Source organism: Sporosarcina sp. So3-204, from assembly GCF_058068165.1.
The window spans coordinates 656206-681183 of sequence record NZ_CM176485.1 but is presented as its reverse complement, the minus strand read 5'-3'; the positions used below and the strand labels follow the sequence as shown (position 1 = coordinate 681183).

The window sequence follows — 24978 nt, the reverse complement described above, 5'->3', positions numbered from 1 at the left end:
AATGATTCCCTATAATATATTTCGACATTCGTAACAGTCCACCTTTTATAATAAAGAATAAGCAATGCCATTTCCAGTTCAGTAATCTTTAATTAGAAATAGTTTACACAGTTAAAAACCTTTATATTTGATATACTTAGATAACTACTATTGGGGGTGTTTTCATGCATGACAATATCTTCAAACAGGTTCAAGAATTCATTATCCATAAAATAAAGCCTGACTTCATTATCATTTTCGGATCCTATGCAACAGGTGCTACGCATAGCGAAAGTGATATCGATATCTCATTCTACCGCGAAGATCATACATTCTCATCTTATGAACTGTTTATGTTGGCACAAGAGTTAGCCGAGATTTTAAAGAAAGAGGTTGACCTAGTGGATTTAAAAGAAGCTTCTACCGTATTTGCGGCTCAAATATTTTCAACAGGAAAAGTAATTTACAGTCGTAATGAAAGGCTACGCATGGAATTACATGCCCGAATTTATAAAATGTACGCCAGATTAAATGAAGAACGTCAACCCATTCTCGACAAAATTAATGAAAGGGGTTCAATCTATGGTACATGATGTTATTTTAAATAAGATTAGCATTATAGAAAGATGCATTGAGCGAATTAACACAGTATATGACAATAACGAAGCTAATTTATCCGATTTTACTAAACAAGACTCTATCGTTCTAAACATCCAACGAGCTTGTGAAGCAAGTATCGACCTTGCCATGCATTTATGCGCCACAAATCAGTTTGGGTTACCACAGAAAAGCCGTGACGCTTTCGACTTTCTATTTACAAACGGAATTATCACGACAGAGTCCACCGCTACCATGAAAGCAATGGTCGGTTTCCGCAACATTGCAGTCCATAACTATCAAACGATTAACATCAATATCCTAAAAGAAATCGTCGAACGTCATATAAATGACTTTTCAACTTTCACAAAACAAATTCTAAAATATCAAGTAAAATAAAACCCTCTCTAAAGGGTTTTATTTTTATTTCCATTTAAATAACGCTAACCCACTTACTCGGTCAGCGCAACAATCCAATTATTTAATTTTAAAAACAGCAATCATCTCACTTAAAGATTCCGCCATTGTGCTAAGAATTACAGCCGAAGAAGTAATTTCCTCCATCGTCGCATTTTGCTCTTCCGCAGCGGCCACAATATCATGAGAATTGGCATCAGAGCGCTCTGACATTGCAGCCACTTCTCCGACCAATTGCTTCATCGTTAATGTACTCGCACTAATTTCTTCACTTATTGCAGAAATCTCAATAGACTGAACGGATACTTCGCTCACCATCCTTGAAATCCCTTTGAAACTATCGCCCGTTTGCTGAACCATCGTAAGCCCCTCGGAAACAAATGATTTAGACGTATTCATTGCCGTAATCGCGTCTGCAACCTCACGCTGTATTTCTTCAATAAGTCCACGTATGTCATTCGCAGCAGATCTAGATTCCTCAGCCAACCCCTTAACCTCGCCTGCCACGACAGCAAAGCCTTTTCCATGCTCACCCGCTCTAGCCGCTTCAATTGATGCATTAAGCGACAATAAATTCGTTTGTCCTGCGATATTTGTGATGATTGAGACAATTTTCCCGATTTCTTCAGATTTCTTATGCAATGCCTCTACAACATTAGCTGTATTGTCAGTTGATTGTTCAATATCTTTCATTTTTTTAACTGTCGATTCCATTATGACTGTTCCCGTTTTTGTAAATTCTGTAGTCGACAACGCCAAATCTGAAACTTTCGAGATTGAGGCGGATGCCTGGTCCATCCCCTTCGCTATTTCATCTACAATTAAACTACTAGATTGCGCACTTTCTAATTGTACCGATGTGCCTTCTGAAACTTCAATAATTGAGTCGGTAATTTGTGCGGACGCATGTGTTGTTTCCTCTGCACTTCTTGATAATGCCACTGAAGTAGCTGCAACAGTTGTAATATGTTGATGAAGATTGGTCAGTAATTGTTTTAATTGTGCCAACATCGCATTAAAGTCATGTGTTAATTGACCGATTTCATCATTGGATTCAAATGCTAATGGTTCGATCGACAAATCTCCTGTTGCCATTGACTTGAAGTTTTCTGACAAACGTATAATTGGTTTTTGCACCGTTTTTATTAAATATCGTATTGCGATAGCGGATATAATGATAGCTACAATTGTAAGAACGCTCATTAAAATTAAAACATTTTTATAAGATGCCTCGCCCTTTTCTTCAATTGCCACAGCTTCTGCATGATGCAAATCACTTAACGTATTGAATTCCTCGTTAATCGTATTGAGCGCAATTATCGCAGCATAGGTTCCCTCGGTTGCCTCATCATCTCGATCAGAGCCACTCAAGTCTATGATTACTCTCGTCTGTTCAACGAAACCTGACCACTCATCCGTAATTTTATTAAGTAAGTCTAACTCTTTTTTTTCTTTCAATAAATTTTTATACGAACTAATAACTTTATCCGTTGTTTCTATATCTTTATTAATTTGCTCTTCATACTTTAATTCGAAAGCACGGTCTGTTGAAAGAATATGCCTTTGCGTAAACCCAAGAACATTTTGTGTCACTTTCTCAAGTTCATTTATATTTTCAATTTTGGGGATGATCTGTTGATTTATTATATTTGTATTTTTATTCAGTGTGTAAGAGCTAATTACCCCGCCAATACTGACTGCAAAAATTAGGCCCATCATTATCGTAAATATTGCAGTTAACTTTCTTCCAACAGTCCATTTCATCCTATTTCTCCCTTAGAACACTTTCTTTTTATTATCGTCATTTTTACTCATATTGTAAATAAAATATAAATTTTATTTTTGCATCATACGAAAAGGAAGTTGTCCCTATAATATATAAACCCACTTTTACTCAACGGTCAAAAAAGGCCTCCCCATATCAGGGAGACTTTTCATTTAATTTATATCCCTACTTGTTCTTTCAATGATCGTCTTAATATTTTACCCGTAGCATTTTTTGGTAGCTCTTCTAAAAACTCGAAACGCTTCGGCACTTTATATTTAGCGAGACGTGCTGCACAATAATTTTCTAGCGCTTCTGCATCTTCTTCTATGCCTTCTTTTAAGACGATAAAAGCCAAAATTGATTCGCCGAAATCAGGATCTGGTAAGCCTACAACCGCAGCTTCAACAATGTCACGATGTGCGAATAGCACTTCCTCAATTTCTCTTGGATAAACATTGAATCCCCCTACGATTACGAGGTCTTTTTTCCGATCAACAATATAGAAGTAACCATTTTCATCACGTTTTGCCATATCGCCTGTATACAACCAACCATCTTTAATTGCAGCAGCCGTATCCTCTGGCAATTTATAATAACCCTTCATCACGTTAGGTCCGCGCACTATGAGTTCTCCTACTTCATTTACCCCAACTTCAACACCTAGTTCATCAACGACTTTATTTTCAACGTTTATGATATTTGTCCCAATTGATCCTGGAATCCGGTCACAATCTAACGGATTGAAACAAGTAACCGGTGAAGCTTCTGATAAGCCGTAACCTTCTGAAATACGCACGTTAAACTTCTCTTCAAACTTATGAAGCAGTGATACTGGAAGTGAAGAACCTCCTGATATTGCCAATCTTACAGTTTCAAAGTCTTCAGTTTTTCCATCTGGAAATTGATATAAGAAGTTGTACATTGTTGGAACAGCCGCAAATACAGTCGCCTTCTGTTCTCTCACAGTATTAAATACATCCACTGGGCTAAAACGCGGAACAATTAACACTGTAGCACCAGTCAGTAAAGGAGCATTTACAACAACGGATAGTGCGAATACATGAAATACGGGTAGCGTCGCGACAACGCGGTCATTTTCAGTGAAACCAAGATAATCTGCAATATCTCTCGCATTTGAGTATATGTTTTTATGCGTCAACATAGCCCCTTTTGGTCGTCCCGTCGTTCCAGATGTATAAAGAATGATAGCGGTTTCATTTTCATCTAAAGCCATTACATCAACATCTGGTTTACTAGTTGCCAATAAACGGGAGAATGAATGAACCTTCGCTTTCACTTCTTCCGGCAACGCCGCCATCTTCTCAGTTGTTTCTGGAACCGTTTCGCAAATGATATATTTTTCAACAGTCGGAAGTGCTGCCGCTGCTTTTTCAACAAGTGGTAGTAATAAATCGAGTGCAATAATTACCTTAGCGTCACTATTATGTACAATATACATAATTTCATCAGGACTATAAATTGGATTAATCGGAATCGCCGTAGCACCAAGTCTCATCGTCGCATAAAGCGAAATTAGAAAATGAGGTGTATTTCCTAATAAGAAAGCTATATGGTCCCCTTTTTCAACACCAAGATCTTGAAGCGCAGAAGCGAACATAGAAACGGATTGATCAAACTCTTTATATGACGTGTCTTTCCCCATAAAATGGTAAGCCGCCTTCGTAGGTTGCGCGACAGCCGTATTGTGTACACTAGAAACTAAATTCATACATACATCCCCTTTTTATTGAATGAATAGTCATTCAGTTATCCCTCATAATCATTATATAAGAAAAGTTCTGTCAATACAATATTGTTTGTGTTTTGAATTGAATTAAAGTAATTAAATCACTAATAATTCTCTTACTATAATTTTGGCAAGTCCCGTTGATTGGAGTGCAAGGCGGCGACTCCGGCGGGATTAGCGGGAAAGGTGAGACCCAGCAGGGAGCGCCAGCGATCCGATGCGGCTCACCGCCCGCCCCGCGGAAAGCGTCCGCCTGGAACGCAAATCAACAGTCTTCTATAGCAGAACCCCGCACCTAATTGACTTTTTCAGCTGCCGAAGCCTATCTAGAAGCCTTAATATGCGTTAAATAGCGCCAACGAATTAAATAAAAATAACATAACTGCATAATAGAAAAGCCTACAAGCACACTTACAAGTTCTTTCACAATAGAAATCTCAGCAAGCGCATCCCAAATCACCTGTAAAGATAAAAACGCAAACGAACTATGAAGAAATGCGACACCCCACGGCAAGAAAAACTGTGGCATTAACTGGCGATTGACAATCTTTTTAAATTCTCGATCTGTTAATCCTAATCTGCGGAGCACATCAAACCTTTTCCGGTCCTGTTCTAGCCGCGTATATAATCGAAAATAGATAAAACTTCCGGCCGCAAGTAGAAATACTTCTGCCAATAAAAGCCCGATAAACAGAAGCAATGAAAACGTCGTATGGATAACCGAATAATTAAGCCCTGGATTATCAAAAGAATAGGGCAGTGAATTTGCATTCCCAGACATAAAGGATTCAGTTATATTCGTATCTAATGACAAACCAACATCTTTTGTTCGTTGCCAATCTGGTACTTGAAAAGCATAATACATAAATGATTGTGAACGATTAGAAATCCCATTCGCTTTCACAGTTTCAAAATCAGCATCGTTTAAAATGATAGCATTTGTCCCAATTGAATTAGAAGAAAATAATTGATAAGGATAAGCACCATCAATCTTAACCTTGACACCACTTCCCTCTAAATTTGTGTTTACAATTCGCTTGTTTAAACTTTCATAAGAAGAATTAGATGGTGGTAAAAAAAGTGCCTTCCCTTCTTCTATGACAATTTCAGGATGACCAGATGCTTTTGCTAATACATTTACATCTGCATTGCGCAGGACTTCAACAGAACTACTTGAGTAAGTTGACGTTTGTTCCACTATCGGAATCTCTACGAGCGTATAGTCAATTTCATGCGCTTTAAGCTCCGCCTTTAATTGTGCAATATGCACCTGCTCTAGGTCATTTTCAGCATCACTAATATAAACCAAACCAAGCGGATTCATCTCACGATATTGTGAAGCAAATGAAGTAAGTGAAGCAAGTGTGCCCACCGACATAAAAGCAATCGTTGAAACAATGGTCACGATAAAAAACATTCGCGCATTTTCCCGTAAGCTAACGGCACCTTCGGAAATTGACAACAACCTAAAATTTCGCCAATAAAAACGTCGATGTTTTCTCATTTTATGGAGAATCATCGGGACAGATTCCGTAAAGAAGTAAAATGTACCGATTGTCGCAAGTGGCGGCAAAAATATGAGTAAATTAATAACAGTCACATAAGATGTCGAAGCTGCCATCACATAGGAAAGTCCGAGAAAAGCGAGCCCCATATAACCACGAACTTTTGAATAGCCATACAATCCTTTTTCACTCACATCACCCGAAAGTAAATCTACAACTTTCCCGGAACGAATAAACACAGGTGCAACGAATGAAATAATAATAAATAAACTTAGAAATGCGCCTATCGTTAACGCAAATGGTTGCCAAGAAAAATAGAGTGGTAATGCTGGAAGTAATAAAATCTCACGTAGTATCATGAAGAAGAACTTTGAAAAAATAAAACCTAAAGCAGTTCCAACACCAATTGACGTAACACCAATTATCATTGTTTCAATAAAAATAAGTCGATTTAGTTGTCTCTTTTCCATACCTAAATGAAGCAGCACACCAAACTCATTTGAACGTGCTTGCAAAAAAGCGCGCATCGAATAAAACAGGAAAAATAATGTAAAAATGTATAAAACGATTTCAGCTGCACCCATCCCCATTACCGCAATGTCTTGGACGAAACGATTTTCAATTGATGGATGAAAAAGCAACATAGAGTATAAGAAAAATACCATAACTGAAAAAACGCTGGCCATAAAAAATGCAGCGTAAATACGGCTATTTCTAATTACATTACGGTAAGCAAACTGACGAAAGGTCATCCGAGTGGCCTCCCAAAAGTGAAACGACATTTAAAATTCGTTGAAAAAACGTCTGTCGTCGTTCATCTTTATAAATTTCATTAAAAAACGTACCATCCTTTATAAACAGCACACGATCACAATAACTTGCTGCTATCGGGTCATGGGTCACCATAATAATTGTCGTTCCTATTGTAATATTAATTTCGCTTAATAATTCAAGCACATCTTTTGCCGACTTTGAATCAAGATTTCCCGTTGGTTCATCCGCCAGTATAAGCCTCGGCCTGTGAACGAGTGCCCGCCCAATCGCAGTACGCTGTGCTTGACCACCCGACAATTCATCGGGTCTTTTATTCAAAATATCAGTAAGTCCTAATCTTTCCGATACAACCGAAACGCGCTGCTGCATTTCCGCTAACGGTAAGCCGTCTAACGTGAGTGGCAACACAATATTTTCTTCGACTGTAAGCATAGTAAGGAGATTGATGTCTTGAAATACAAAACCTAAATTACGACGCCTGAATAAAGCAAGTTCATTCTCCGACAATAATTCCGGCTCAACGTCCCCAATTTTTATCCGCCCATAAGTAGGTAAATCTATTGTTGAAATCAGGTTTAACAAGGTCGTTTTGCCACTTCCTGAAGGACCCATAACAGCTATAAATTCACCCTCACCCACTTCAAAGTTTAGACGATTTAATGCCCGGTTCATTACTTTACCTTCATAAATCTTCGTTACTTCCTGCATATCTACCATTAGTTTTGCTGTCATTCGCTTCCTCCAGTCCGCCCGTTGCAAACGCCACTGTCACTGTTGTCCCAACGCCTAACTCAGAATCGATGCTAAGTTGATGATTCAATCTGTTACATGCTTCAGAAGCAATATATAAACCCATCCCTGTTGACTCGCCGGTTAGCCGACCATTTTCTCCCGTAAAAAACGCCTTCGTAACACGGTTTAAATCCGACGTTGGAATACCTACACCCTCATCACGCACCTTGAGTAAAACTTGGCCCTCTTTTTGTTCAGCAGTAATATGAATTTTTTTTCCACGTTCAAAAGTGTATTTCACTGCATTTGTTATAAATTGAGAAATGGCGATTTTTAGCCATTTCACATCTGTTGCAACTGTAATAGAACTATCTATTAATACATTTGGAAAGATGCCCTTTTTGATTAATAAACGCTTATGATCCGTTACGACTTCCTGTACGATAGTTTGTAAACTAATCCGCTCAATATTCATATCACGTTCAAACGTTTCAAGCCTCGCATTAACAAGGACAGAATCTAACCCATTTTGAATTCGTTTAACCTCTTCAGCAATGCTTTCACGATCAAGTTCTCCGTCTTCCTGCAATAAAAGATTGATGACAGAAATCGGTGTTTTCATCTGGTGAACCCAATGATTACTAAATTCAAGTTGCCGACTTTGAGATACATATAAAGTTTGTACCTCTTTTTGATAAAGTTTATACAAAATGCGTGTAAATGTAGTCGTTGCAATATGCTCAGCGCCTGTTGCATGACGAATGAGCGCGTCTTCCATTTTTTCAGGACGTCTCGTAATCGCCGAATAAAAGGAGCGCCTTAGAATAAACTTAGCGCCTAAAAAACCAAAAGTCATTAATGCACTAACTACAATTGCATAAATCGCTGTATTGTAATTTCTAAAGCCATCTAACCAAAATAAAATGAGCAAAAATGACACAAGTACACCTTGGAATAAGAAAAAAGATAGATGATCTCTTAAATAAAGCCGAATCCCTATCATGCTTCTTCAACTGCAAGGACAAAGCGGTAACCTGCACCTCGGACCGTTTCAATTGTTGATAAAATATGATAATCCGACAACTTTTTCCGAACACGTGTCATATTGACATTCAATGTGTTCTCATCAACAAATGATTGATCGTCCCATAACTCTTCTAACAATATTTCACGCGAAACCACTTTCGGCGAAGCTTCAAGTAGCAACTCCAATATTACGCATTCTTTTTTCTGGAGAGGTACGATTTCATCAAGGACATGAAGTTCCATTCTTTCAATATATAAATTCATCGCGCCATGTTTAATTGTTCTTTCAGTTTGTCCAAGTGCATACTCACCAAACGATCTACGCAAATGACTACGTATTTTTGCAAGGACGATTTCATAATGAAAAGGTTTCGTAATAAAATCATCTCCACCATTTTCTAACGCAAATACCTGATCCATGTCACCAGATCGAGCAGAAACGAATAGTATAGGACACGTCGTATGTATGCGTAATTGTCGGCACCAATAGTAACCATCATAAGAAGGTAAATTTATGTCAAGAAGGATTAGATGTGGATTAAATGCCAGGCATTCTTCAGTTACTTGATCAAAATCTTCAATAATTGCAACATCATACTGGTATTTCCGTAAAGTATCTGCCAGCAGATGTGCAATTTTCCGGTCATCTTCAACGATGAATATTCTGTGGTTTCCCATCAAGCATTCTCCTTTCACTTATACAGTTCATTGTATCAAAAAAAAGCCCGACGAATGTCAGGCTTTGTGAACTTTCTTAATAAATGAGTTGAACAAACTCTTCTTGCGTAATTCCACCTAAATAAGTTGGTATATCGATTCCGGCAAGTGCTTCATCAATCTCCTGTCGATTATACTTAATACCTTTTAACTTTTCGCTAATGACTTCCACTTCACCAACGCCGAAGAAATCACCGAAAATCATAATGTCTTTTATTTCTCCTTTATCCACTTGAAGATGAACATCTAGTCCGCCAACTGGAAATCTATGTGAATGCTGCATATTGAACTTCGGCGATTTCCCGTAATTCCATTCCCAATTTCCGTAACGCTCTTTTGATAACGCACGGATGTTTTCCCAATCTGTATCACTTAACACTTTATATTTAATATTTTCTTCCCCTTCAAAAACGAATTTTAAAATTTCTAGACGAAATTGTTCAATCGTCATTGGTTCTTCTAAGAACTCAGAAATGTTCGCAACACGACTGCGTATCGATTTAATTCCTTTAGATTCTATTTTATCTTTTCTAACTTTAAGTGCTGACACTACTTTATCTATTTCAGTATTAAACATTAGCGTACCATGGCTGAACATCCTACCTTGAATCGAAAACTGTGCATTTCCAGACACTTTCCGTCCATCGATTAGAATATCATTTCTACCAAGAAGTTCCGCTTTGACACCCATCTTCGCAAGTGCTTCAACGACAGGTTCAGTAAATTTCTTGAAGTTTCTAAAGGAGTCACCATCATCTTTTGTAATAAAACTGAAATTCAAGTTCCCTAGATCATGATAAACCGCACCGCCACCTGACAAGCGACGTATAACATGAATCCCGTTTTCATCAACAAAATCTGTATCTATTTCTTCAATTGTATTTTGGTTCTTCCCAATTATAATTGAAGGCTCATTGATATAGAACAGTAAGTATGAATCCTTATCTATGTCCATCGTACGTAGTAAGTATTCTTCAATTGCTAAATTAATCCTAGGATCTGTAATCCCTTTATTATCTATAAAATGCATCTAATTCGCTTCCCCTCATTAATTTAGTTCATCACTTATTTTATCTGAAAAATCAACAAATGTGTTGACATTTGATTCGCTGTTGTAATACACTACTAGTATCACCTACAGTACTAGTACAAGGAAGGAGATGAAGACGAATGATTGGAAACGTAATCGAATTCTTTAAAAACCTACCCGCTAAAATGTGCGCGACTTGTGGTAATGAAATTGATGAACAACATGAGTGTTACAGCAATAAATGTGATAATTGTAACGGACTTTAAGACAACTAAAATCGGAAGGAGATGAAGACAAATGATTGGAAACGTAATCGATTTTTTTAAAAACCTACCTGCTAAGATCTGTACGACTTGCGGCAACGAAATTAATGAACAACATGAGTGTTACAGCAATAAATGTGATAATTGTAACGGACTTTAAGACAACTAAAATTAAAAGGAGTTGAAGATAATGATTGGAAACGTAATCGAGTTTTTTAAAAGCTTACCACCTAAATTATGCATCACATGTGGCAATAAAATCGCTGAACAACATGAGTGTTATAGCAACAAATGTGATAAATGCAACATACTTTAATCTAAGGAAGATAAATAGAGGAGATGAAAATAGATGATTGTTAATATAATCGAATTTTTCAAAAACCTACCTTCGAAAATGTGCACGACTTGCGGTGGTGAAATCGATGAACAACATGAGTGTTATGGCAATAAATGCGATACGTGCAACATGCTCTAATTATAAATAGCAGCTATCTGGAATAACGAAATCCAGTAGCTGCCTTTTTTATTTCTCCAATATATCTGGACGATCTGTATGGATACCATTCGTACCTATCCCCATTAGTTCACTCGCCGCTATCGCATCATTTACAGTGTAACCATAAACCGCCAATCCCTCTTCATGCATTTTCTTAATAAATTCCTTATTTAGTGCTTCGTAACTCACGCCCACGCCTGCCGCATATGAAGTTAATTCTTTCATTTTCTTATCAGTTATCGTTGCCTTTTCATCATCTTTAAATGAAATTAATTGTAGTAAGGGTACCTTTTCATTTAATTTATGTACTTTTTTCAACGCTTTCTTATTGAATGAATGAATAACAACTTTCGGATACCCATTTTCAGCAACACCAATTAGTTCATACTCTTCCAACAAAGTAACTAACTCTTTTTCAATGCCTGGATAATTTTTCGGGTCTTTTAATTCAATAATAAAATGCATTTTCCCGCTAAATTGATCTAGTACTTCTTTCAAAGTTGGTATTTCATATTCTTCGGCAGGTCCTTTTACAGCCTTTTTCGCACCTTCATCATGTCGGAATGTTGCGGACAGCTCTTTTAGTTCAGAAAGTGTTAATTCCTCAATTTTACCATCAGCATCCGTTGTATTTTTCACATCTTTATCATGCATGACAATAAGTTGTTGATCTTTCGTTAACTGGACATCCAATTCTATGTAATCCGCCTTTAACTCTTCGGCTAATTCAAATGAAGCCAATGTGTTCTCAGGTTCATAAGCTGACGCCCCACGATGTGCAATAATCAGAAATTCGTTCTCAGGCATCGGCCCGAAATCTTTCCCACATCCTGTTAATAGGACTGCTGCAATGAGTATTCCAACCAAATTCTTTTTCATACGTTTCCCTCTTTCACCATTTCTTATCTTTGTGTATACCCCTTAAACACAAAAAAAACACCTTGCTAAGCCGACAATTTACGGCTTAAACAAAGTGTTTTTTAACTTATTTTAAAATAATTCATCTAATACTTCTCTGACAGCGGCTTTCCCCTGATTTATACAATCTGGTAATCCCACGCCTTCATAAGAAGCACCCGCCAACTTAACATGTGGAAACTTATTTTTAATTTCAGCACGTGCTTCGGCAATACGTTGCTTATGACCGACCCGATACTGCGGACGATCCTCTTTCCAACGTGTTACGACTGTGAAATCCGGTTTACCTTTTAACTCCAATATTTCCCCGAGATCAGCGAGAACAATCTTTTCGATTTCATCATCTGGCAAATCGACAATTGCATCCTCGCCTACACGACCGACGAAAGAGCGAAGCAACACTTTCCCTTTCGGCGTTGTCGTTGGCCATTTCCGATGCGTCCAAGTACTAGCTGTAATCGAATAATTACTACTTCTAGCAACAAGAAAGCCAGTCCCTTCCCTGTCTTGCACAAGTGACTCTTCTGGGAAAGCCAAAGCAATTGTCGCAACAGATGTCGTTGGAATTTTCCTTAGCTCTCGCAATAAACCATGCGGTTCAAACAAACGTCCGGCCATTTCATGACCCGTTGTCAAAATGATAGCGTCAGCCTCTAGTTGCTGTCCATCATTCAAGCCAAGGATAGTCTTATCGCCCTCTGTTTCAATCGACACAACGCGTACGCCCTTGATAACGGAACCAGGCTCTAACTGCTGCTCAATTGCTTCAACAATCGTTTCAAGGCCATTGCGGAACGTTTGAAAAGCGCCCTCTTTTTTTTCAACTTGGCCATCTTTTTGAATGACTTGTTTCGGCGTCGTCTTTTTCATTCCAAGAATGAGACTACGATGCTTTTTTTCTACCTCATAAAATTGTGGAAACGTCGATTCCAAACTCATCTGATCAATATCCCCCGCGTAAACACCCGAAAGAAGAGGCTCAATTAAGTTTTCAACGATTTCGCTTCCAAATCTACGACGAAAAAAAATACCAAGTGACTGATCACCTTCAATACCTGAACGTGGGAGAATGAAATCTCCAGCCGCACGTATTTTACCTACTAATGAAAAGAGACCTGTTTTCAAAAATGGTGTAATTTCTGTAGGTATGCCCATAATTGAACCACCTGGAATAGGATGTAGCACTCTATTTACAAGTACATACGCCTGTCCAGTAGCATTCTTTACGAGTTCATTTTCAATACCAAGGTCTTTTGCTAAAATGCCAACACTCTTTTTTCTTGTTAGAAATGAATCAGGGCCACGCTCGATAATAAAGCCATCACGTCTTACTGTTTGAATTTTTCCACCGAGACGATTTGATGCTTCTACCAATACAACATCTAATGGTAGCCCTTTTTCTCGTGCTTCTTTTTGCATATAAAACGCAGCTGATAATCCCGTAATCCCACCGCCAACAATCACGACTTTCTTACGTTGTTCATCCATATTCATCAGTTTTCCTTTAGCTTTTCAAATACTGCATCTACCATCGCATTTATAAATAGTGGATCTGTATTCGGCATCGCAGGTCTGTAATAAGACGCGCCTATTTCATCACACACAACTTTACATTCATAATCATTGTCATAGAGCACTTCTAAATGATCAGAAACAAATCCGACTGGTGTGTAAACGAATGTTGTATAGCCCTTTTCTTTGTGTAAATTACGCGTTAAATCCTGTACATCCGGACCAAGCCATGGATCAGGCGTCTGTCCTTCGCTTTGCCAGCCTATTTCATACTTTTCTATGCCGGCTTCTGCCGCTACTAAGTCCGCTGTTTCCTTGAGCTGATCAGGATATGGATCGCCATTTGCAATAATCTTTTCAGGCAGTGAGTGTGCTGAAACAATGAGACAAGCATTTGCACGTTCTTCATCACTCATATTGTCATAAGTACCCTTCACTTTATCAGCCCAGTACGTAATAAATTTCGGCTGTTTGTACCAACTTTCAACCGACGTTATTTTAATACCATGCTTCTCTGCTTCTTCTGCTGCACGCGCGTTATAAGACTTCACTGAAAACGTAGAGAAATGTGGTGCTAAAACAATCGATACTACTTCAGTAATACCATCATTATGCATTTCCTCAACAGCATCTTCTATAAATGGCGTAATATGTTTTAAACCAATATAGGCTTTGAATTCAATTGTTTCCTGTACTTCATTCATACGATTACAAAACGCATTTGCTTGGTCTTCCGTTATTGTCGCAAGCGGAGAAATACCACCAATTGCTGCATAACGATTTTGAAGGTCTTCTAATTGTTCAGGTGCTGGTGGACGTCCACGGCGAATATGTGTGTAATAGGATTCAATATCTTCTTCTTTATTCGGCGTACCGTACGCCATAACTAATAAACCCATTTTTTTCTTAGACATATTGTCACCTCTTTTTTAATTATGAAGCTTATGCTTTACGTAATTCTCTACTGTAATCATGAACAAGTTCAGTTAACTTTTTAAGTGTTGCCGGTTTTACGTCTGGGAATACACCGTGCCCAAGGTTGAATATATGGTTACCATGTTCAACACCTTGCTCAAGAATTACCTTCACGCGTTCTTCAATGATTGGCCAATCTGCTAAAAGAAATGCAGGATCTAAATTTCCTTGTACAGGCTTTGTAAGACCTCGCTGTCCCGCCTCTTGAATCGGCAAACGCCAATCTAGTCCAACGACATCTACCGGTAGGTCATGCCATTCATTCGCAAGATGACTCGCACCTACGCCAAAAGTAATAAGAGGTACGTTTAACTTACGTAATTCTGTAAAAATATGTGTCATTGTTGGTTTAATAAAAATTCTATAATCAGCTACATTTAAAGCGCCGACCCATGAATCAAAAATTTGAATTGCCTTTGCACCAGCATTGACTTGTGCAGTTACATAAGTAATTGTCATTTCAGCAAGCTTGTCCATTAATGCGAACCAAGCTTCGGATTCTGACACCATAAATGATTTTGTTAGGTTATAACTTTTAGAAGGACCGCCTTCAATCATATAGCTCGCTAAAGTAAACGGTGCGCCCGCGAAACCAATTAACGGTACATTCAATTGTTCTTTTGTTAAAATCTTAATCGTCTCAAGAACGAATGGAATATCATCTTCTGGGGAAATTTCTCCGAGATTATGTACGTCTTGTACAGTACGGATTGGATTGCTAATAACTGGCCCAACACCAGCTTTGATTTTCACATCGATACCTATTGCAGGTAGTGGTGTTACAATATCTTTATATAAAATAGCAGCGTCAACATTGTATTGATCGACAGGGAGTTTCGTTACATATGCGCATAATTCAGGTTGATGTGTAATTTGTTCGAGTGAATACTTTTCTTTAATTTTCATGTATTCAGGCTGCGAACGACCTGCTTGTCTCATATACCATGCTGGTGTGTATTCAATTTTTTCACCGCGGGCCGCTCGTAATAAAATATCGTTAAACTTAGTCATAAACGCCATTCCCACTTTCGTTTTATATTTAAATAAATATTTGTTTATCCGTTATAATAGTAGACGTTTCACCATGCATTGTATAGATGAACGCTTCATTTGTCATATAATTGTGCCACACGCGTGCCACAGTTTCGTCAAGGTTTGTTTTAAAGTGGGAAATGAGGGAAAATATAAAGTGAGAAAAGGAGTGATTGAAAAATGAATATCTATTTAACTTCAGGAACAATATATTTTATGGATATTGTTAAAAATCGTTATCCAAATGAAATGATGGTTGTTATGCAAGGTGCTGGAAATTCTGTTTTATTACACGAGACAGAAGGCAAAACCGTTTTTCAAACGCCGCGTAGTTATGAGGTCATTAGTTCCTCTGGTGATTTAGAAGACAAAGGATTCTTCGTTTTTAATAATATATCTGTGACGGATGAAGGACGTCCTGTTTTTGAACATCGCTTCCAAAACCGTGCAGGTGCAATTGAAAACGAACCAGGATTTGTCGCATTTCGTCTTCTTCGCCCACTTGATTCAGATACGTATATCGTTATGACACAGTGGACAAAGTCGATGTTTTTTGATGCTTGGAAAAATTCAGCTGCCTATTCAGAAGCACACGAGAAAAGAGATAGCCGTGTTGGTACGGATAAAACTTCCCATATCTTTTCAAGCGCACCTTATGTAACAACATTCCATGTAAAAGAAGAAAATAACGATAAGTAATCTTGAAAAGTTATCGAATCAATAATTCTTGGAGCGTTGCTTGAACGTATTTTCATTGTTATAATTAACTTTATTGATTTTTTATTTTGAAAAGGGGTAATTATATGAAAGAAAAATTATTCGAGAAACTTACAAATTCTTACGAAGATATGGTCGTTATGCGTCGCTACCTTCATATGAATCCAGAGTTATCTTTCCAAGAAGAAAAAACAGCAAAATATATACTCGACTTTTACGCTGACCTTGGCGTTGAAGTTCGCTCAAATGTTGGTGGTAATGGTGTCGTTGCACGCGTAAAAGGCGGAAGACCTGGTAAAACTGTTGCACTCCGCGCTGATTTCGATGCACTACCTATTCAAGATGAAAAAGATGTACCTTACAAATCTACTGTCGCTGGTGTTATGCATGCTTGTGGACATGATGGCCATACAGCTACGCTTCTTCAACTTGCTAAAGCCATCCATGAAATGCATGAAGATCTTGCAGGTGAATATGTATTTATTCATCAACACGCGGAAGAGTTTGCACCTGGTGGAGCGAAACCTATGATCGAGGACGGCTGTCTAGACGGAGTCGATGTTATTTTTGGGACGCATTTATGGTCATTAACTGATTTTGGAACGGTTGAATACTTGGCTGGCCCTGTAATGGCGGCTGCTGATAGATTCGATATTCTCGTAAGAGGTGCGGGTGGACACGGGGCTGCACCACATCAAACCAAAGATGCCGTTGCTATCGGCGCACAGCTTGTTGTGAATCTTCAACAGCTTGTCTCACGCCGCGTCAATCCAATTGATTCAGCGGTCTTATCAGTTGGTTCATTCGTTGCAGAAAATGCGTTTAATATTATTGCAGATACAGCGAAACTTGGCGGTACAGTGCGTACGTTTAATCCCGAAATTCGAGATTTAATGGAACGCGAGATGCAGCGAGTTATTGATGGAACAGCACTTGCAAATGACTGTGTCATTGACTTTGATTATGTTCGCGGCTATCCTGCGGTCGTCAATCATGCAGCTGAAACTGAGTTCTTTAAAACAGTTGCTGAAACCGTATTAGACAAAGAATTAGTCGTTGAATCAACGCCACAAATGGGCGGAGAAGACTTTGCTTATTATCTTGAAAAAGTACCTGGTACATTCTTCTTTACTGGTGCAAGGCCTGCAAATGCATTTCCACATCATCATCCTAAATTCGACTTTGATGAAAATGCAATGCTTGTCGCAGCAAAACTTCTCGGTGCAGCAGCGATTGATTATCAAAACTAATTTTTTCCATTAGACCCTTCAAAGTGAAGGGTCTTTTTTTTATTATAAAAACTGGTTCTTTATCAAATGACGTTAGTGAAGTGTTTTCAGTCGACTGTGACTGGATAAAATAAGTTGAAATAAATGGTCCTTAATCACCGTAGATTTCAATCCTATCGCCATTACGCTTCTAAAGCAGGATCATACTGCATTAGCGTGTGGTGATTTTTAATTTATTTTAACAGGTTTTGGCTCAATTAATTTCAACTTAAAATGAATGAGAATCCGCTTGTTTTCTATTTATATTGAACGTATATAGCCTACACTTTTAGCTAATTGGCGTGCAGAGCGGCGATTTCGGCGGGAGTTTTGGACGAATGAAAGTTCAATTTGTCCGGAGTACAGGTGAGACCCCGCAGGCGCGCGGTTTTCGCGACGAGGAGGAGGGAAAGATTGAACTGCATCTTTCCGCACTTATCCGCGCGCCGCTCGGAACGGAAATTAGCGGGGGGTAGGATTCTTTGGGTCAATATCTTCAAAAAATGACGTTAGTGAATTTCCATCCTCTTCACCTGTTTTACAGAGAAGGGGGTTTTCTTTACCAACGTCATTTATTGTACAACCAAAAAACTGAATACCTAATTTTAAAAATAGTTAATATTAACTATTTTCTATTTACATTATTCAAATGTTCTTATATAATGAATATTACAAATATAATGAAAGTAGTGATTTTATTGAATCCAAAAAGTCAAAACGCTGCGTATATTATTTCTTTCGACACATTCGTACTACAACCGGTTCTGAAAGAAAATAAGATGATGACGAGAATCATCGAAAAGAACCGAGTGCTATCTCTCCCTAGAAAGCCATTTCATATCGTAAACAAGTCCTGTACCTATTATGGAAACTCTTTTAAGACAGCTACAAACAGTTCCAAGTATATTCTTCATAAACGACATAAACTGCCCTTTATCATAGCAAATGATGGTGGTATACCACTTATTTTTCTACCTACAATGTCTGCTACATCGGAGCAGAATATATGGATTGCTTTACATGCGATTGAAAACTTTAAAGGTAATAATATGGGATGTACAATCTATTTAACGAATGGTTATTCCATAGATGTCAACATTTCCTTATCAACAATACAACGGCAATATTCATTAGCTCATTTGTTGAGAATAAACTTCCTAAAAAAACAACAGCAATTAATAGGTTCAACAAATTTTATTAATAACTAATTACGTGTCGTTGAAAAGTATACCGTTAGTAGTTCCTCTGTTCTATTTCGCAAACGAACATTTAAATACCGGCGATGATCTTCATAGCCACCATAAATAAATGCATACTCAGTAAAGGTGTCATCCGTTTTCCCACGAATAACTTTCATATTATTACGTTGCAAATAAATAGTTGTTTCTTTCAATTCTTTTTGCACCGATTGCACCACCTCATCTACGATTTGTACATAAGGTCTTTTTAACTTGAAGGAGCCATTTTCAAATACCTTTCGATCACGTTCCAAAACAATCAGTATCATCGGTAAATAAATCTTATTCTCAAAGTAAGGCAATGCCTCTTTTGGTATTAACGGCAATTTTTCTCATCCGCCTTCCCGAACACTAGTTCTTACTTTATTATATGTTTAATTACCGAAAATATCAACCGATATGGAAATAAATAAAACCTTCTAGCGATAAAATGCTAGAAGGTTTTATAAATTATTCTGGATTCCCTATATAGCTCAGTGACGCCACTTTCCACACATCTTCTTCTTTCACAAACACAGTCACTTGACGTCCAGAAGAAATTGTTTCTTCCCCAGAAGCGAGTAATTTTGATGTCGTTGTTACTTCAGAAAACACTTGTGCTTCTGTTGCAGAATACTTTGTAATCGTTACATTAGATACTTCTTTTACGACAGTATATTCACTGAAAATTTTCTCCATAAATGCTTGCTCTTCTTCAATATCAAAACTTTTTTCAGATAAGGTTGCCAGATAAGCATCCATGTCTTGGTCGTTGGAAGTTTCAACATACCGATTAAGCGCTTTGACAAGTTGATCCTTTTCCTTAGCGGGCACACCCGAAGCTTCTTCGATTGTACCACCGTCTACGGTAAAGCCGATTCCTTTATCCTCAACACCGTGGTCTATCGCGCCGTATTCATTTGTAGCTTCTCCGTCATTTGTGGAGCCACTTTCCCCTGTTTCTTTATCACTACTACAAGCACCAAGCACAAGCATAGCACTTAAAGTAATCGCAATTGGCAACTTCTTCATGTCTTACCTCCTGAATAATTAAGAGAGCCAATCCAAACGGAAGGCCCTCTTTTCTTTATTAATCAACTACTTATTTAACTTCGACCCAGCCATTTTTTATTGCAGAGACAACTGCTTGTGTTCGGTCATTAACAGCCATTTTCTGCAGGATGCTGGATACATGGTTTTTCACAGTTTTTTCAGAAATAAATAGCGTTTCTCCGATTGTCCGGTTACTTTGTCCATCTGTTAATAGCTGAAGCACTTCACATTCGCGCTTAGTTAGTAAATGATATGGACGACGAATATCGTTTTGTTGGAAAGCACCTTTATGTTCCCGTTCGCTTAATCTACGGAATTCTGTAACTAAATTACGTGTTACTTTCGGATGAAGGTAAGAACCACCCTCTGCAACTACTTTTATTGCCTGTATAATTGACTCGGCATCCATCTCTTTTAACATATAACCAAGTGCACCTGTTTTTAATGCATGTGTCACATAAGATTCATCATCGTGAATCGACAAAATAATTACTTTCGCTTCTGGATGCTCTTTAAGTAGCAATTCAGTTGCATCGACACCGTTCATACGTGGCATATTGATGTCCATCAGAATAACATCTGGCTTATTTTCTTCATAAAGTGATACGACCTCACTACCATCATCGCCTTCTGCAACTACTTCAAAAGAGTTCTCAAAATCAAGAATTCGTTTTACACCTTCACGGAATAATTGGTGATCATCTACTATTACTATTTTTATCATTGTCATTTTTCTTCCTCCTAAAGGAATTAGCCTTTAATTGTACCGCTTTCAAATGGAATACGGAACAAAATAGTCGTTCCGTTACCCGGAGCTGAATTTATTTTCATTGTACCTTTTAGTAAAACTATTCTTTCACGCATCCCGATAAGACCAAATGATTTATCTCTCACTTCATTCTTATCGAACCCTTTTCCATTATCTTTAATCACTATATTTATTATATCGTTAAGCCACTCAATCTTCACCCAAATGTCCTTGGGTTCACCATGTTTTATTGCATTGGACACAGATTCCTGTACAAGTCGAAACACCGCTACTTCGATATTAGTATGAAAGCGTTGTTCTTGTCCACTATTTTGAAAGTGAATATATATTTCTTTTTCAAAATCTGTAATTTTTGATAAGTACTTTTTCAATGTAGGAATTAAGCCTAGGTCATCTAAAGCCATTGGACGCAAATCGTAAATAATTCGTCTCACTTCTAAAAGCGCATCTTTAACTGTCACTTTTAGATCAGCTAACTCAACCATAGCATGTTCTGCACCTTTTTCAGTATACGTTTTTTCAATTAATTCAGATCTGATCAACACATTCGCAAGCATTTGTGCAGGTCCATCATGAATATCACGGGAGAGTCTTTTACGTTCTTCTTCTTGTGCTTCAATAATTCGGATTGCGAAATCTTGCTTATGCTTTGCCGTTTCAAGCGCTTCACCAATATTTTTCAAGTCTGATGTTAAATAATTGCTAACAGTCGCCACTTGATTAACAAGTTGATCTGCTCGCTCAATCGTATCTAGAAGTTCAACAAGACGTCTATCTAGTTCATCCCTACGTTGGCGCAGCTGTTTTTCTTCCATTCGATTGATTGACAGTTTCACCAATAACTTATTAGCTACTTCATATGTTTCCCTTACTTGATTTTCAGAATAATTTCCAAAGTTTTTAGAAACATCAGCTAGACGTTTACGTGAATAGCCGGTTAACTTCTCAATAGCGTCACCTTCGGTAATTAACCTCAAGATCTCAGCTTTTATGATTTCCAACTCACTCTTCATCTTATCAAAGCTTTTGCGACTTTGTTCACTGATAATGAAGATATCATTCTTTGATTGATCCATCGTGCGTATAATAGTATGAAAAATCGTATCCAAGGCTTTTATGTCAACTTCACTGTTAACCAATTTCTTCCCTCCAGCCCAAAACTTAAAATTTCTTTATTATGTAGAATGTAAGTGGTATGACATATTCAATTACACACTTACTTCATTATATCATTAGACAGCCCGATTCGTGTTAAGATTGTATTACAAAGTAGTGGAGGTGTTACTATGAGAATTGATTATCGCACCGTGAAAGACTACGGAGAGAGTGAATTCGTTATTCAAAAGTCACGATTTATTACGTACATTAAACGAGTAGAAACCGAACTAGAAGCGCTTGACTTCATTAATGAAATAAAAAAATTACATCATACAGCAAATCATAATTGTTCTGCATATATGATTGGAGAACATGATAATATTCAAAAAGCAAATGATGATGGTGAGCCATCCGGAACCGCTGGGGTCCCTATGCTTGAAGTGTTAAAGCGACAAGAATTGAAAGACACAGCTGTCGTCGTAACACGCTACTTCGGTGGCATTAAGCTTGGCAGCGGCGGACTCATTCGTGCATACGGGCGCGCTACTTCAGAAGGAATTTCCGCAACTGGAGTTGTTATAAGGAAATGCCATTTTCTGATGAAAGTATCTGTTGATTATACATGGCTTGGCAAAGTTGAGAATGAAGTTAGACAGTCTGTTTACCCACTCAAAGAAATTACATACGCTGAAGATGTCGAGCTATATTTATATATACCCATTTCACAGGATCTTAATTTTAAAGAATGGATGATTGATATGACTAGTGGACAAGCAAAAATCGCCATCGTTAATCATGCTTTCTTAGAATTCGACGCTTGATATATTTTACGAAACACAAAATAAAGGGTATAATATAATAGACTGTAAAATTGTGCGCAACAAAAGGGTTTAAGCCCATAGCGACATAATTTTTTTCGTTTTTATAAATCAGTTATGAGTGAATTTATATACTGAGGTCGGAGGAAATAATAGATGAAAAGAACAGATTATAAAAAAAGTAAAAAACAAAAGTCTGGAAAAAGACTAGTTATAAAAATAGCGCTCCTCGTAACCTTATCTGCCTTCCTAGTCGTCGTTGCTTACGCAGTTAATCTACAACAAAAAGCTGCCAATGCTGCTGATCGTGCCTATGAAGAAATTGAAAACAGAACCAAATCTGATTTACGCGCTGAAGTGGTTGAACCTATTCGTGACAACGTCTCTATTCTATTTCTAGGCGTAGATGAAAGTGAAAAAAGAAAAGAAGGCGGACATGGCCGCTCTGATGCACTACTCGTTGCAACACTAAATAATAAAGATAAAACGGTAAAACTCATTAGCATCCCCCGTGATTCGTATGTTTATATTCCCGACAGAGGTCGCGAAGACAAAATTACGCATGCACATGCTTTCGGTGGTGTAAACGGAACAATTGAAACAGTAGAAGGAATGCTTGATATACCAATCGATTATTATGTGAAAATGAATTTTAATGCTTTCATTGACGTTGTTGATGCATTTGGCGGAATTGATCTCGATGTTAATATTCCAAAAGAAATCCTCGAGTTAGATGAAAATGACAAACGCACAATTCAGTTAACGCCTGGTAAACAACATCTTGACGGTAAACATGCATTAGCACTTTCAAGAACTCGTAAAATCGATAGTGACGTTGAACGCGGAAAACGTCAACAAGATGTTTTGCAAGCAATATTAAAGCAAGCAACTTCTGTTAAGTCCATCACAAAATACGGTGATGTCATCGACGCTGTTGGCGATAATATGAAAACAAACATGACTTACAATGAAATGAAATCGTTTATTGAATATATCAAAGGCGGTATGCCTGATGTCAAAGCAATTACATTGGACGGTTCTGATGATATGTCCACAGGAACCTACTATTATATGCTCGACCAAAACAAACTCGATTTTGTGAAAGAAGAAATCCAAGTGCATCTCGGTCTTAAACAAAAATCCACTAAACTAACTGATAGCGAAACTACACCATCTAAATCAAATGAATCAGCAGTTCAAGATGATTACAATAACTAGCTAAGAAGAACGTGAATATTAAGGGTGTTGTGTATTTTACACATCACCCTTTTTTGTCGTTTATTTAACGCCAATTATTAACACGCATAACAGATAGGACTTCAGCAATAACGAAGTCCCCCTTTGGGTAAACGCCAGCCGTGAACGGGTTCGGCTACATAGATGTTAACTTCAGGATGATTGCTCTTCAAATCATCTTTAGAGATGATTGCATTTCAAATCATCTTACTACAACAATATAAAAAGTCTAGACATTCTCAAAATGAGAGCTGCCTAGACTTTTTATTTTACTTTCCAATTAATCGAACAAGATTTAAAATCGGACGGTAGTTAGCACCTGCGAGACCAATAAGCTCGACAAACACTTCAATCGCAACCAGCATGACAATAAGAAGTAAAACTGATCCCCATACAGTCGCTTGTGAAAACAATATAGCAGCTAAGCCAAACAAAGCCGCAATACCATAGATAATTAACACGGTCTGCTTATGTGAAAAACCAGTATTTAATAAACAATGATGTAAATGTGATTTGTCTGGCGCCATGATCTTTTGTTTCATTCGAATACGTCGAATAATTGCGAAAAACGTATCAGAAATCGGAACTCCGAGCATAATAACCGGGATAATTAACGCAATAACAGCTACGTTTTTAAATCCTAATAACGCAAGTACTGAAATCATATAACCTAGAAATAGTGATCCTGTATCACCCATGAATATTTTCGCTGGATGAAAATTAAAGAATAAAAACCCTAGTGAACTTGCGGCAAGTATCGCAGCAGTCGCCATAACGAACGGGTCACCCATAATAATCGCCATAATAGAAAGTGCTATAAGCGCAATTGATGAAACACCAGCTGCAAGACCATCTAATCCATCGATTAGGTTAATCGCATTCGTGATTCCAATAATCCAAATAATGGTAATAGGAATACTAAGATAACCAAACTCCAACTGACCACCAAAAGGTAAGTTAATAAACTCAATTTGTAATCCGCCCCAATAAATGACAACAAGTGCAGCTGCAAGTTGACCAGCCATTTTCACCTTAGCCGATATTTCAATCATATCGTCAAGGAAACCAATCAAAATAATAATACAAGCGCCGACTAGAATACCACCAGCATGTTCATCTACAGGACGTAATAAAACATATCCAATTAAAAAAGCACCAAATATAGCAAGGCCACCAATACGGGGCATTAAAGTCGTATGGACTTTCCGATTATTCGGGCGATCAACTGCTCCGATACGGATAGCAAATTTTTGGACAAGCGGAGTCAGCAAAATTGATGCTACAAACGCTACCGCAATTGCAATGTATAACATG

General features: G+C 37.8%; 27 protein-coding genes. 11 read left to right on the top strand and 16 right to left on the bottom strand.

Annotated features, from left to right (window positions below; translation table 11 throughout):
• Positions 1-164 precede the first annotated feature (164 nt).
• Together mntA and hepT are read left to right on the top strand one after the other, a co-directional pair.
• Positions 165-572: a type VII toxin-antitoxin system MntA family adenylyltransferase antitoxin gene (gene mntA, locus AC3RV6_RS03210; protein WP_489748030.1), complete on the top strand. Its 408-nt coding sequence runs from the start codon at positions 165-167 to the stop codon at positions 570-572.
• Positions 562-975, top strand: a complete 414-nt coding sequence (gene hepT / locus AC3RV6_RS03205) for a type VII toxin-antitoxin system HepT family RNase toxin (protein ID WP_489748029.1) — start codon at positions 562-564, stop codon at positions 973-975. Before mntA ends, hepT begins: the two co-directional genes overlap by 11 nt.
• Before the next feature lie 78 nt (positions 976-1053).
• Here the strand turns inward: hepT and AC3RV6_RS03200 are convergent, their stop codons facing one another.
• The 7 genes from AC3RV6_RS03200 to lplA all read right to left on the bottom strand — a co-directional run bounded on the left by AC3RV6_RS03200 (position 1054) and on the right by lplA (position 10292).
• Positions 1054-2757: a methyl-accepting chemotaxis protein gene (locus tag AC3RV6_RS03200; RefSeq protein ID WP_489748028.1), complete on the bottom strand. Its 1704-nt coding sequence runs from the start codon at positions 2755-2757 to the stop codon at positions 1054-1056.
• A 179-nt stretch (positions 2758-2936) separates the two neighbouring features.
• Entirely contained in the window at positions 2937-4490 is a 1554-nt protein-coding gene (locus tag AC3RV6_RS03195) for a fatty acid--CoA ligase family protein (RefSeq protein ID WP_489748027.1), read from the bottom strand.
• Positions 4491-4830: 340 nt separating this feature from the next.
• The gene (locus AC3RV6_RS03190) at positions 4831-6765 is read right to left on the bottom strand and encodes an FtsX-like permease family protein (protein ID WP_489748026.1); all 1935 of its coding nucleotides are present in this window, start codon (positions 6763-6765) and stop codon (positions 4831-4833) included.
• On the bottom strand, positions 6737-7519 hold the full coding sequence (locus tag AC3RV6_RS03185; RefSeq protein ID WP_489748025.1) for an ABC transporter ATP-binding protein: 783 nt from the start codon (positions 7517-7519) through the stop codon (positions 6737-6739). The genes AC3RV6_RS03190 and AC3RV6_RS03185 overlap by 29 nt, the downstream gene beginning before the upstream one ends.
• Complete coding sequence (locus AC3RV6_RS03180) at positions 7470-8522, bottom strand: sensor histidine kinase (protein WP_489748024.1); 1053 nt, start codon at positions 8520-8522, stop codon at positions 7470-7472. The genes AC3RV6_RS03185 and AC3RV6_RS03180 overlap by 50 nt, the downstream gene beginning before the upstream one ends.
• Positions 8519-9223, bottom strand: a complete 705-nt coding sequence (locus tag AC3RV6_RS03175) for a response regulator transcription factor (RefSeq protein WP_489748023.1) — start codon at positions 9221-9223, stop codon at positions 8519-8521. Before AC3RV6_RS03175 ends, AC3RV6_RS03180 begins: the two co-directional genes overlap by 4 nt.
• Before the next feature lie 76 nt (positions 9224-9299).
• Positions 9300-10292, bottom strand: coding sequence for a lipoate--protein ligase (gene lplA, locus AC3RV6_RS03170; RefSeq protein ID WP_489748022.1), 993 nt, complete (start codon positions 10290-10292; stop codon positions 9300-9302).
• 140 nt (positions 10293-10432) lie between these two features.
• Between lplA and yhfH (AC3RV6_RS03165) the strand changes: the two genes are divergently transcribed.
• From yhfH (AC3RV6_RS03165) to yhfH (AC3RV6_RS03150), 4 genes are read left to right on the top strand one after another with little or no spacing between them, the layout of a single operon-like run.
• A complete protein-coding gene (gene yhfH / locus AC3RV6_RS03165; protein ID WP_489748021.1) occupies positions 10433-10558 on the top strand; it encodes a protein YhfH in 126 nt (41 codons plus the stop codon).
• 31 nt (positions 10559-10589) lie between these two features.
• Positions 10590-10715, top strand: a complete 126-nt coding sequence (gene yhfH, locus AC3RV6_RS03160) for a protein YhfH (protein WP_489748020.1) — start codon at positions 10590-10592, stop codon at positions 10713-10715.
• A 30-nt stretch (positions 10716-10745) separates the two neighbouring features.
• The gene (gene yhfH, locus AC3RV6_RS03155) at positions 10746-10871 is read left to right on the top strand and encodes a protein YhfH (RefSeq protein WP_489748019.1); all 126 of its coding nucleotides are present in this window, start codon (positions 10746-10748) and stop codon (positions 10869-10871) included.
• A 33-nt stretch (positions 10872-10904) separates the two neighbouring features.
• Positions 10905-11030 (top strand): protein YhfH, encoded by a 126-nt coding sequence (yhfH, locus tag AC3RV6_RS03150; RefSeq protein ID WP_489748018.1) that lies wholly within the window; start codon positions 10905-10907, stop codon positions 11028-11030.
• 48 nt (positions 11031-11078) lie between these two features.
• Here yhfH (AC3RV6_RS03150) and AC3RV6_RS03145 read toward each other — a convergent pair whose 3' ends face one another.
• The 4 genes from AC3RV6_RS03145 to hemE all read right to left on the bottom strand — a co-directional run bounded on the left by AC3RV6_RS03145 (position 11079) and on the right by hemE (position 15467).
• Positions 11079-11930, bottom strand: coding sequence for a glycerophosphodiester phosphodiesterase (locus AC3RV6_RS03145; protein WP_489748017.1), 852 nt, complete (start codon positions 11928-11930; stop codon positions 11079-11081).
• 111 nt (positions 11931-12041) lie between these two features.
• Positions 12042-13457 (bottom strand): protoporphyrinogen oxidase, encoded by a 1416-nt coding sequence (hemY, locus tag AC3RV6_RS03140; RefSeq protein WP_489748016.1) that lies wholly within the window; start codon positions 13455-13457, stop codon positions 12042-12044.
• 5 nt (positions 13458-13462) lie between these two features.
• The gene (hemH, locus tag AC3RV6_RS03135) at positions 13463-14395 is read right to left on the bottom strand and encodes a ferrochelatase (protein ID WP_489748015.1); all 933 of its coding nucleotides are present in this window, start codon (positions 14393-14395) and stop codon (positions 13463-13465) included.
• A gap of 28 nt (positions 14396-14423) precedes the next feature.
• The gene (gene hemE / locus AC3RV6_RS03130) at positions 14424-15467 is read right to left on the bottom strand and encodes a uroporphyrinogen decarboxylase (protein ID WP_489748014.1); all 1044 of its coding nucleotides are present in this window, start codon (positions 15465-15467) and stop codon (positions 14424-14426) included.
• 201 nt (positions 15468-15668) lie between these two features.
• On the opposite strand from hemE, the gene AC3RV6_RS03125 reads away from it, so the two are divergent.
• The 3 genes from AC3RV6_RS03125 (at position 15669) to AC3RV6_RS03115 (ending at position 18681) form a co-directional block, all read left to right on the top strand.
• A complete protein-coding gene (locus AC3RV6_RS03125; RefSeq protein WP_489748013.1) occupies positions 15669-16187 on the top strand; it encodes an antibiotic biosynthesis monooxygenase family protein in 519 nt (172 codons plus the stop codon).
• Positions 16188-16291: 104 nt separating this feature from the next.
• A complete protein-coding gene (locus AC3RV6_RS03120; RefSeq protein WP_489748012.1) occupies positions 16292-17455 on the top strand; it encodes an amidohydrolase in 1164 nt (387 codons plus the stop codon).
• Positions 17456-18171: 716 nt separating this feature from the next.
• Positions 18172-18681 (top strand): competence protein ComK, encoded by a 510-nt coding sequence (locus AC3RV6_RS03115; RefSeq protein WP_489748011.1) that lies wholly within the window; start codon positions 18172-18174, stop codon positions 18679-18681.
• On the opposite strand, the gene AC3RV6_RS03110 is transcribed toward AC3RV6_RS03115, so the two are convergent.
• The 4 genes from AC3RV6_RS03110 to AC3RV6_RS03095 form a co-directional block, all read right to left on the bottom strand.
• On the bottom strand, positions 18678-19037 hold the full coding sequence (locus AC3RV6_RS03110; protein WP_489748010.1) for a YhjD family protein: 360 nt from the start codon (positions 19035-19037) through the stop codon (positions 18678-18680). The genes AC3RV6_RS03115 and AC3RV6_RS03110 overlap by 4 nt on opposite strands.
• Before the next feature lie 124 nt (positions 19038-19161).
• Positions 19162-19722 (bottom strand): nuclear transport factor 2 family protein, encoded by a 561-nt coding sequence (locus AC3RV6_RS03105; protein ID WP_489748009.1) that lies wholly within the window; start codon positions 19720-19722, stop codon positions 19162-19164.
• 70 nt (positions 19723-19792) lie between these two features.
• Positions 19793-20467 carry a response regulator transcription factor gene (locus tag AC3RV6_RS03100; RefSeq protein WP_489749170.1) on the bottom strand — a complete coding sequence of 225 codons (675 nt, stop codon included), beginning with the start codon at positions 20465-20467 and terminating at the stop codon, positions 19793-19795.
• 26 nt (positions 20468-20493) lie between these two features.
• Positions 20494-21651, bottom strand: a complete 1158-nt coding sequence (locus AC3RV6_RS03095) for a sensor histidine kinase (RefSeq protein WP_489748008.1) — start codon at positions 21649-21651, stop codon at positions 20494-20496.
• 147 nt (positions 21652-21798) lie between these two features.
• On the opposite strand from AC3RV6_RS03095, the gene AC3RV6_RS03090 reads away from it, so the two are divergent.
• Complete coding sequence (locus AC3RV6_RS03090) at positions 21799-22431, top strand: YigZ family protein (RefSeq protein WP_489748007.1); 633 nt, start codon at positions 21799-21801, stop codon at positions 22429-22431.
• Between the two features lie 153 nt (positions 22432-22584).
• On the top strand, positions 22585-23646 hold the full coding sequence (locus AC3RV6_RS03085) for an LCP family protein (protein ID WP_489748006.1): 1062 nt from the start codon (positions 22585-22587) through the stop codon (positions 23644-23646).
• A gap of 287 nt (positions 23647-23933) precedes the next feature.
• Here the strand turns inward: AC3RV6_RS03085 and AC3RV6_RS03080 are convergent, their stop codons facing one another.
• Entirely contained in the window at positions 23934-24977 is a 1044-nt protein-coding gene (locus AC3RV6_RS03080) for a glycosyltransferase family 4 protein (RefSeq protein ID WP_489748005.1), read from the bottom strand.
• Between the last annotated feature and the right edge of the window lies 1 nt (position 24978).

What these genes read in the sequence shown, in the direction of transcription:
- AC3RV6_RS03200 (WP_489748028.1), bottom strand. Translation starts at nt 2,757, where the DNA reads ATGAAATGGACTGTTGGAAGAAAGTTAACTGCAATATTTACGATAATG.
- AC3RV6_RS03120 (WP_489748012.1), top strand. Translation starts at nt 16,292, where the DNA reads ATGAAAGAAAAATTATTCGAGAAACTTACAAATTCTTACGAAGATATG.
- AC3RV6_RS03180 (WP_489748024.1), bottom strand. Translation starts at nt 8,522, where the DNA reads ATGATAGGGATTCGGCTTTATTTAAGAGATCATCTATCTTTTTTCTTA.
- hemE (WP_489748014.1), bottom strand. Translation starts at nt 15,467, where the DNA reads ATGACTAAGTTTAACGATATTTTATTACGAGCGGCCCGCGGTGAAAAA.
- lplA (WP_489748022.1), bottom strand. Translation starts at nt 10,292, where the DNA reads ATGCATTTTATAGATAATAAAGGGATTACAGATCCTAGGATTAATTTA.
- AC3RV6_RS03125 (WP_489748013.1), top strand. Translation starts at nt 15,669, where the DNA reads ATGAATATCTATTTAACTTCAGGAACAATATATTTTATGGATATTGTT.
- AC3RV6_RS03190 (WP_489748026.1), bottom strand. Translation starts at nt 6,765, where the DNA reads ATGACCTTTCGTCAGTTTGCTTACCGTAATGTAATTAGAAATAGCCGT.
- AC3RV6_RS03175 (WP_489748023.1), bottom strand. Translation starts at nt 9,223, where the DNA reads ATGGGAAACCACAGAATATTCATCGTTGAAGATGACCGGAAAATTGCA.
- yhfH (WP_489748019.1), top strand. Translation starts at nt 10,746, where the DNA reads ATGATTGGAAACGTAATCGAGTTTTTTAAAAGCTTACCACCTAAATTA.
- yhfH (WP_489748020.1), top strand. Translation starts at nt 10,590, where the DNA reads ATGATTGGAAACGTAATCGATTTTTTTAAAAACCTACCTGCTAAGATC.
- AC3RV6_RS03090 (WP_489748007.1), top strand. Translation starts at nt 21,799, where the DNA reads ATGAGAATTGATTATCGCACCGTGAAAGACTACGGAGAGAGTGAATTC.
- AC3RV6_RS03195 (WP_489748027.1), bottom strand. Translation starts at nt 4,490, where the DNA reads ATGAATTTAGTTTCTAGTGTACACAATACGGCTGTCGCGCAACCTACG.
- AC3RV6_RS03105 (WP_489748009.1), bottom strand. Translation starts at nt 19,722, where the DNA reads ATGAAGAAGTTGCCAATTGCGATTACTTTAAGTGCTATGCTTGTGCTT.
- AC3RV6_RS03085 (WP_489748006.1), top strand. Translation starts at nt 22,585, where the DNA reads ATGAAAAGAACAGATTATAAAAAAAGTAAAAAACAAAAGTCTGGAAAA.
- AC3RV6_RS03185 (WP_489748025.1), bottom strand. Translation starts at nt 7,519, where the DNA reads ATGACAGCAAAACTAATGGTAGATATGCAGGAAGTAACGAAGATTTAT.
- hemH (WP_489748015.1), bottom strand. Translation starts at nt 14,395, where the DNA reads ATGTCTAAGAAAAAAATGGGTTTATTAGTTATGGCGTACGGTACGCCG.
- yhfH (WP_489748018.1), top strand. Translation starts at nt 10,905, where the DNA reads ATGATTGTTAATATAATCGAATTTTTCAAAAACCTACCTTCGAAAATG.
- hepT (WP_489748029.1), top strand. Translation starts at nt 562, where the DNA reads ATGGTACATGATGTTATTTTAAATAAGATTAGCATTATAGAAAGATGC.
- AC3RV6_RS03145 (WP_489748017.1), bottom strand. Translation starts at nt 11,930, where the DNA reads ATGAAAAAGAATTTGGTTGGAATACTCATTGCAGCAGTCCTATTAACA.
- hemY (WP_489748016.1), bottom strand. Translation starts at nt 13,457, where the DNA reads ATGGATGAACAACGTAAGAAAGTCGTGATTGTTGGCGGTGGGATTACG.
- yhfH (WP_489748021.1), top strand. Translation starts at nt 10,433, where the DNA reads ATGATTGGAAACGTAATCGAATTCTTTAAAAACCTACCCGCTAAAATG.
- AC3RV6_RS03080 (WP_489748005.1), bottom strand. Translation starts at nt 24,977, where the DNA reads ATGTTATACATTGCAATTGCGGTAGCGTTTGTAGCATCAATTTTGCTG.
- AC3RV6_RS03100 (WP_489749170.1), bottom strand. Translation starts at nt 20,467, where the DNA reads ATGATAAAAATAGTAATAGTAGATGATCACCAATTATTCCGTGAAGGT.
- mntA (WP_489748030.1), top strand. Translation starts at nt 165, where the DNA reads ATGCATGACAATATCTTCAAACAGGTTCAAGAATTCATTATCCATAAA.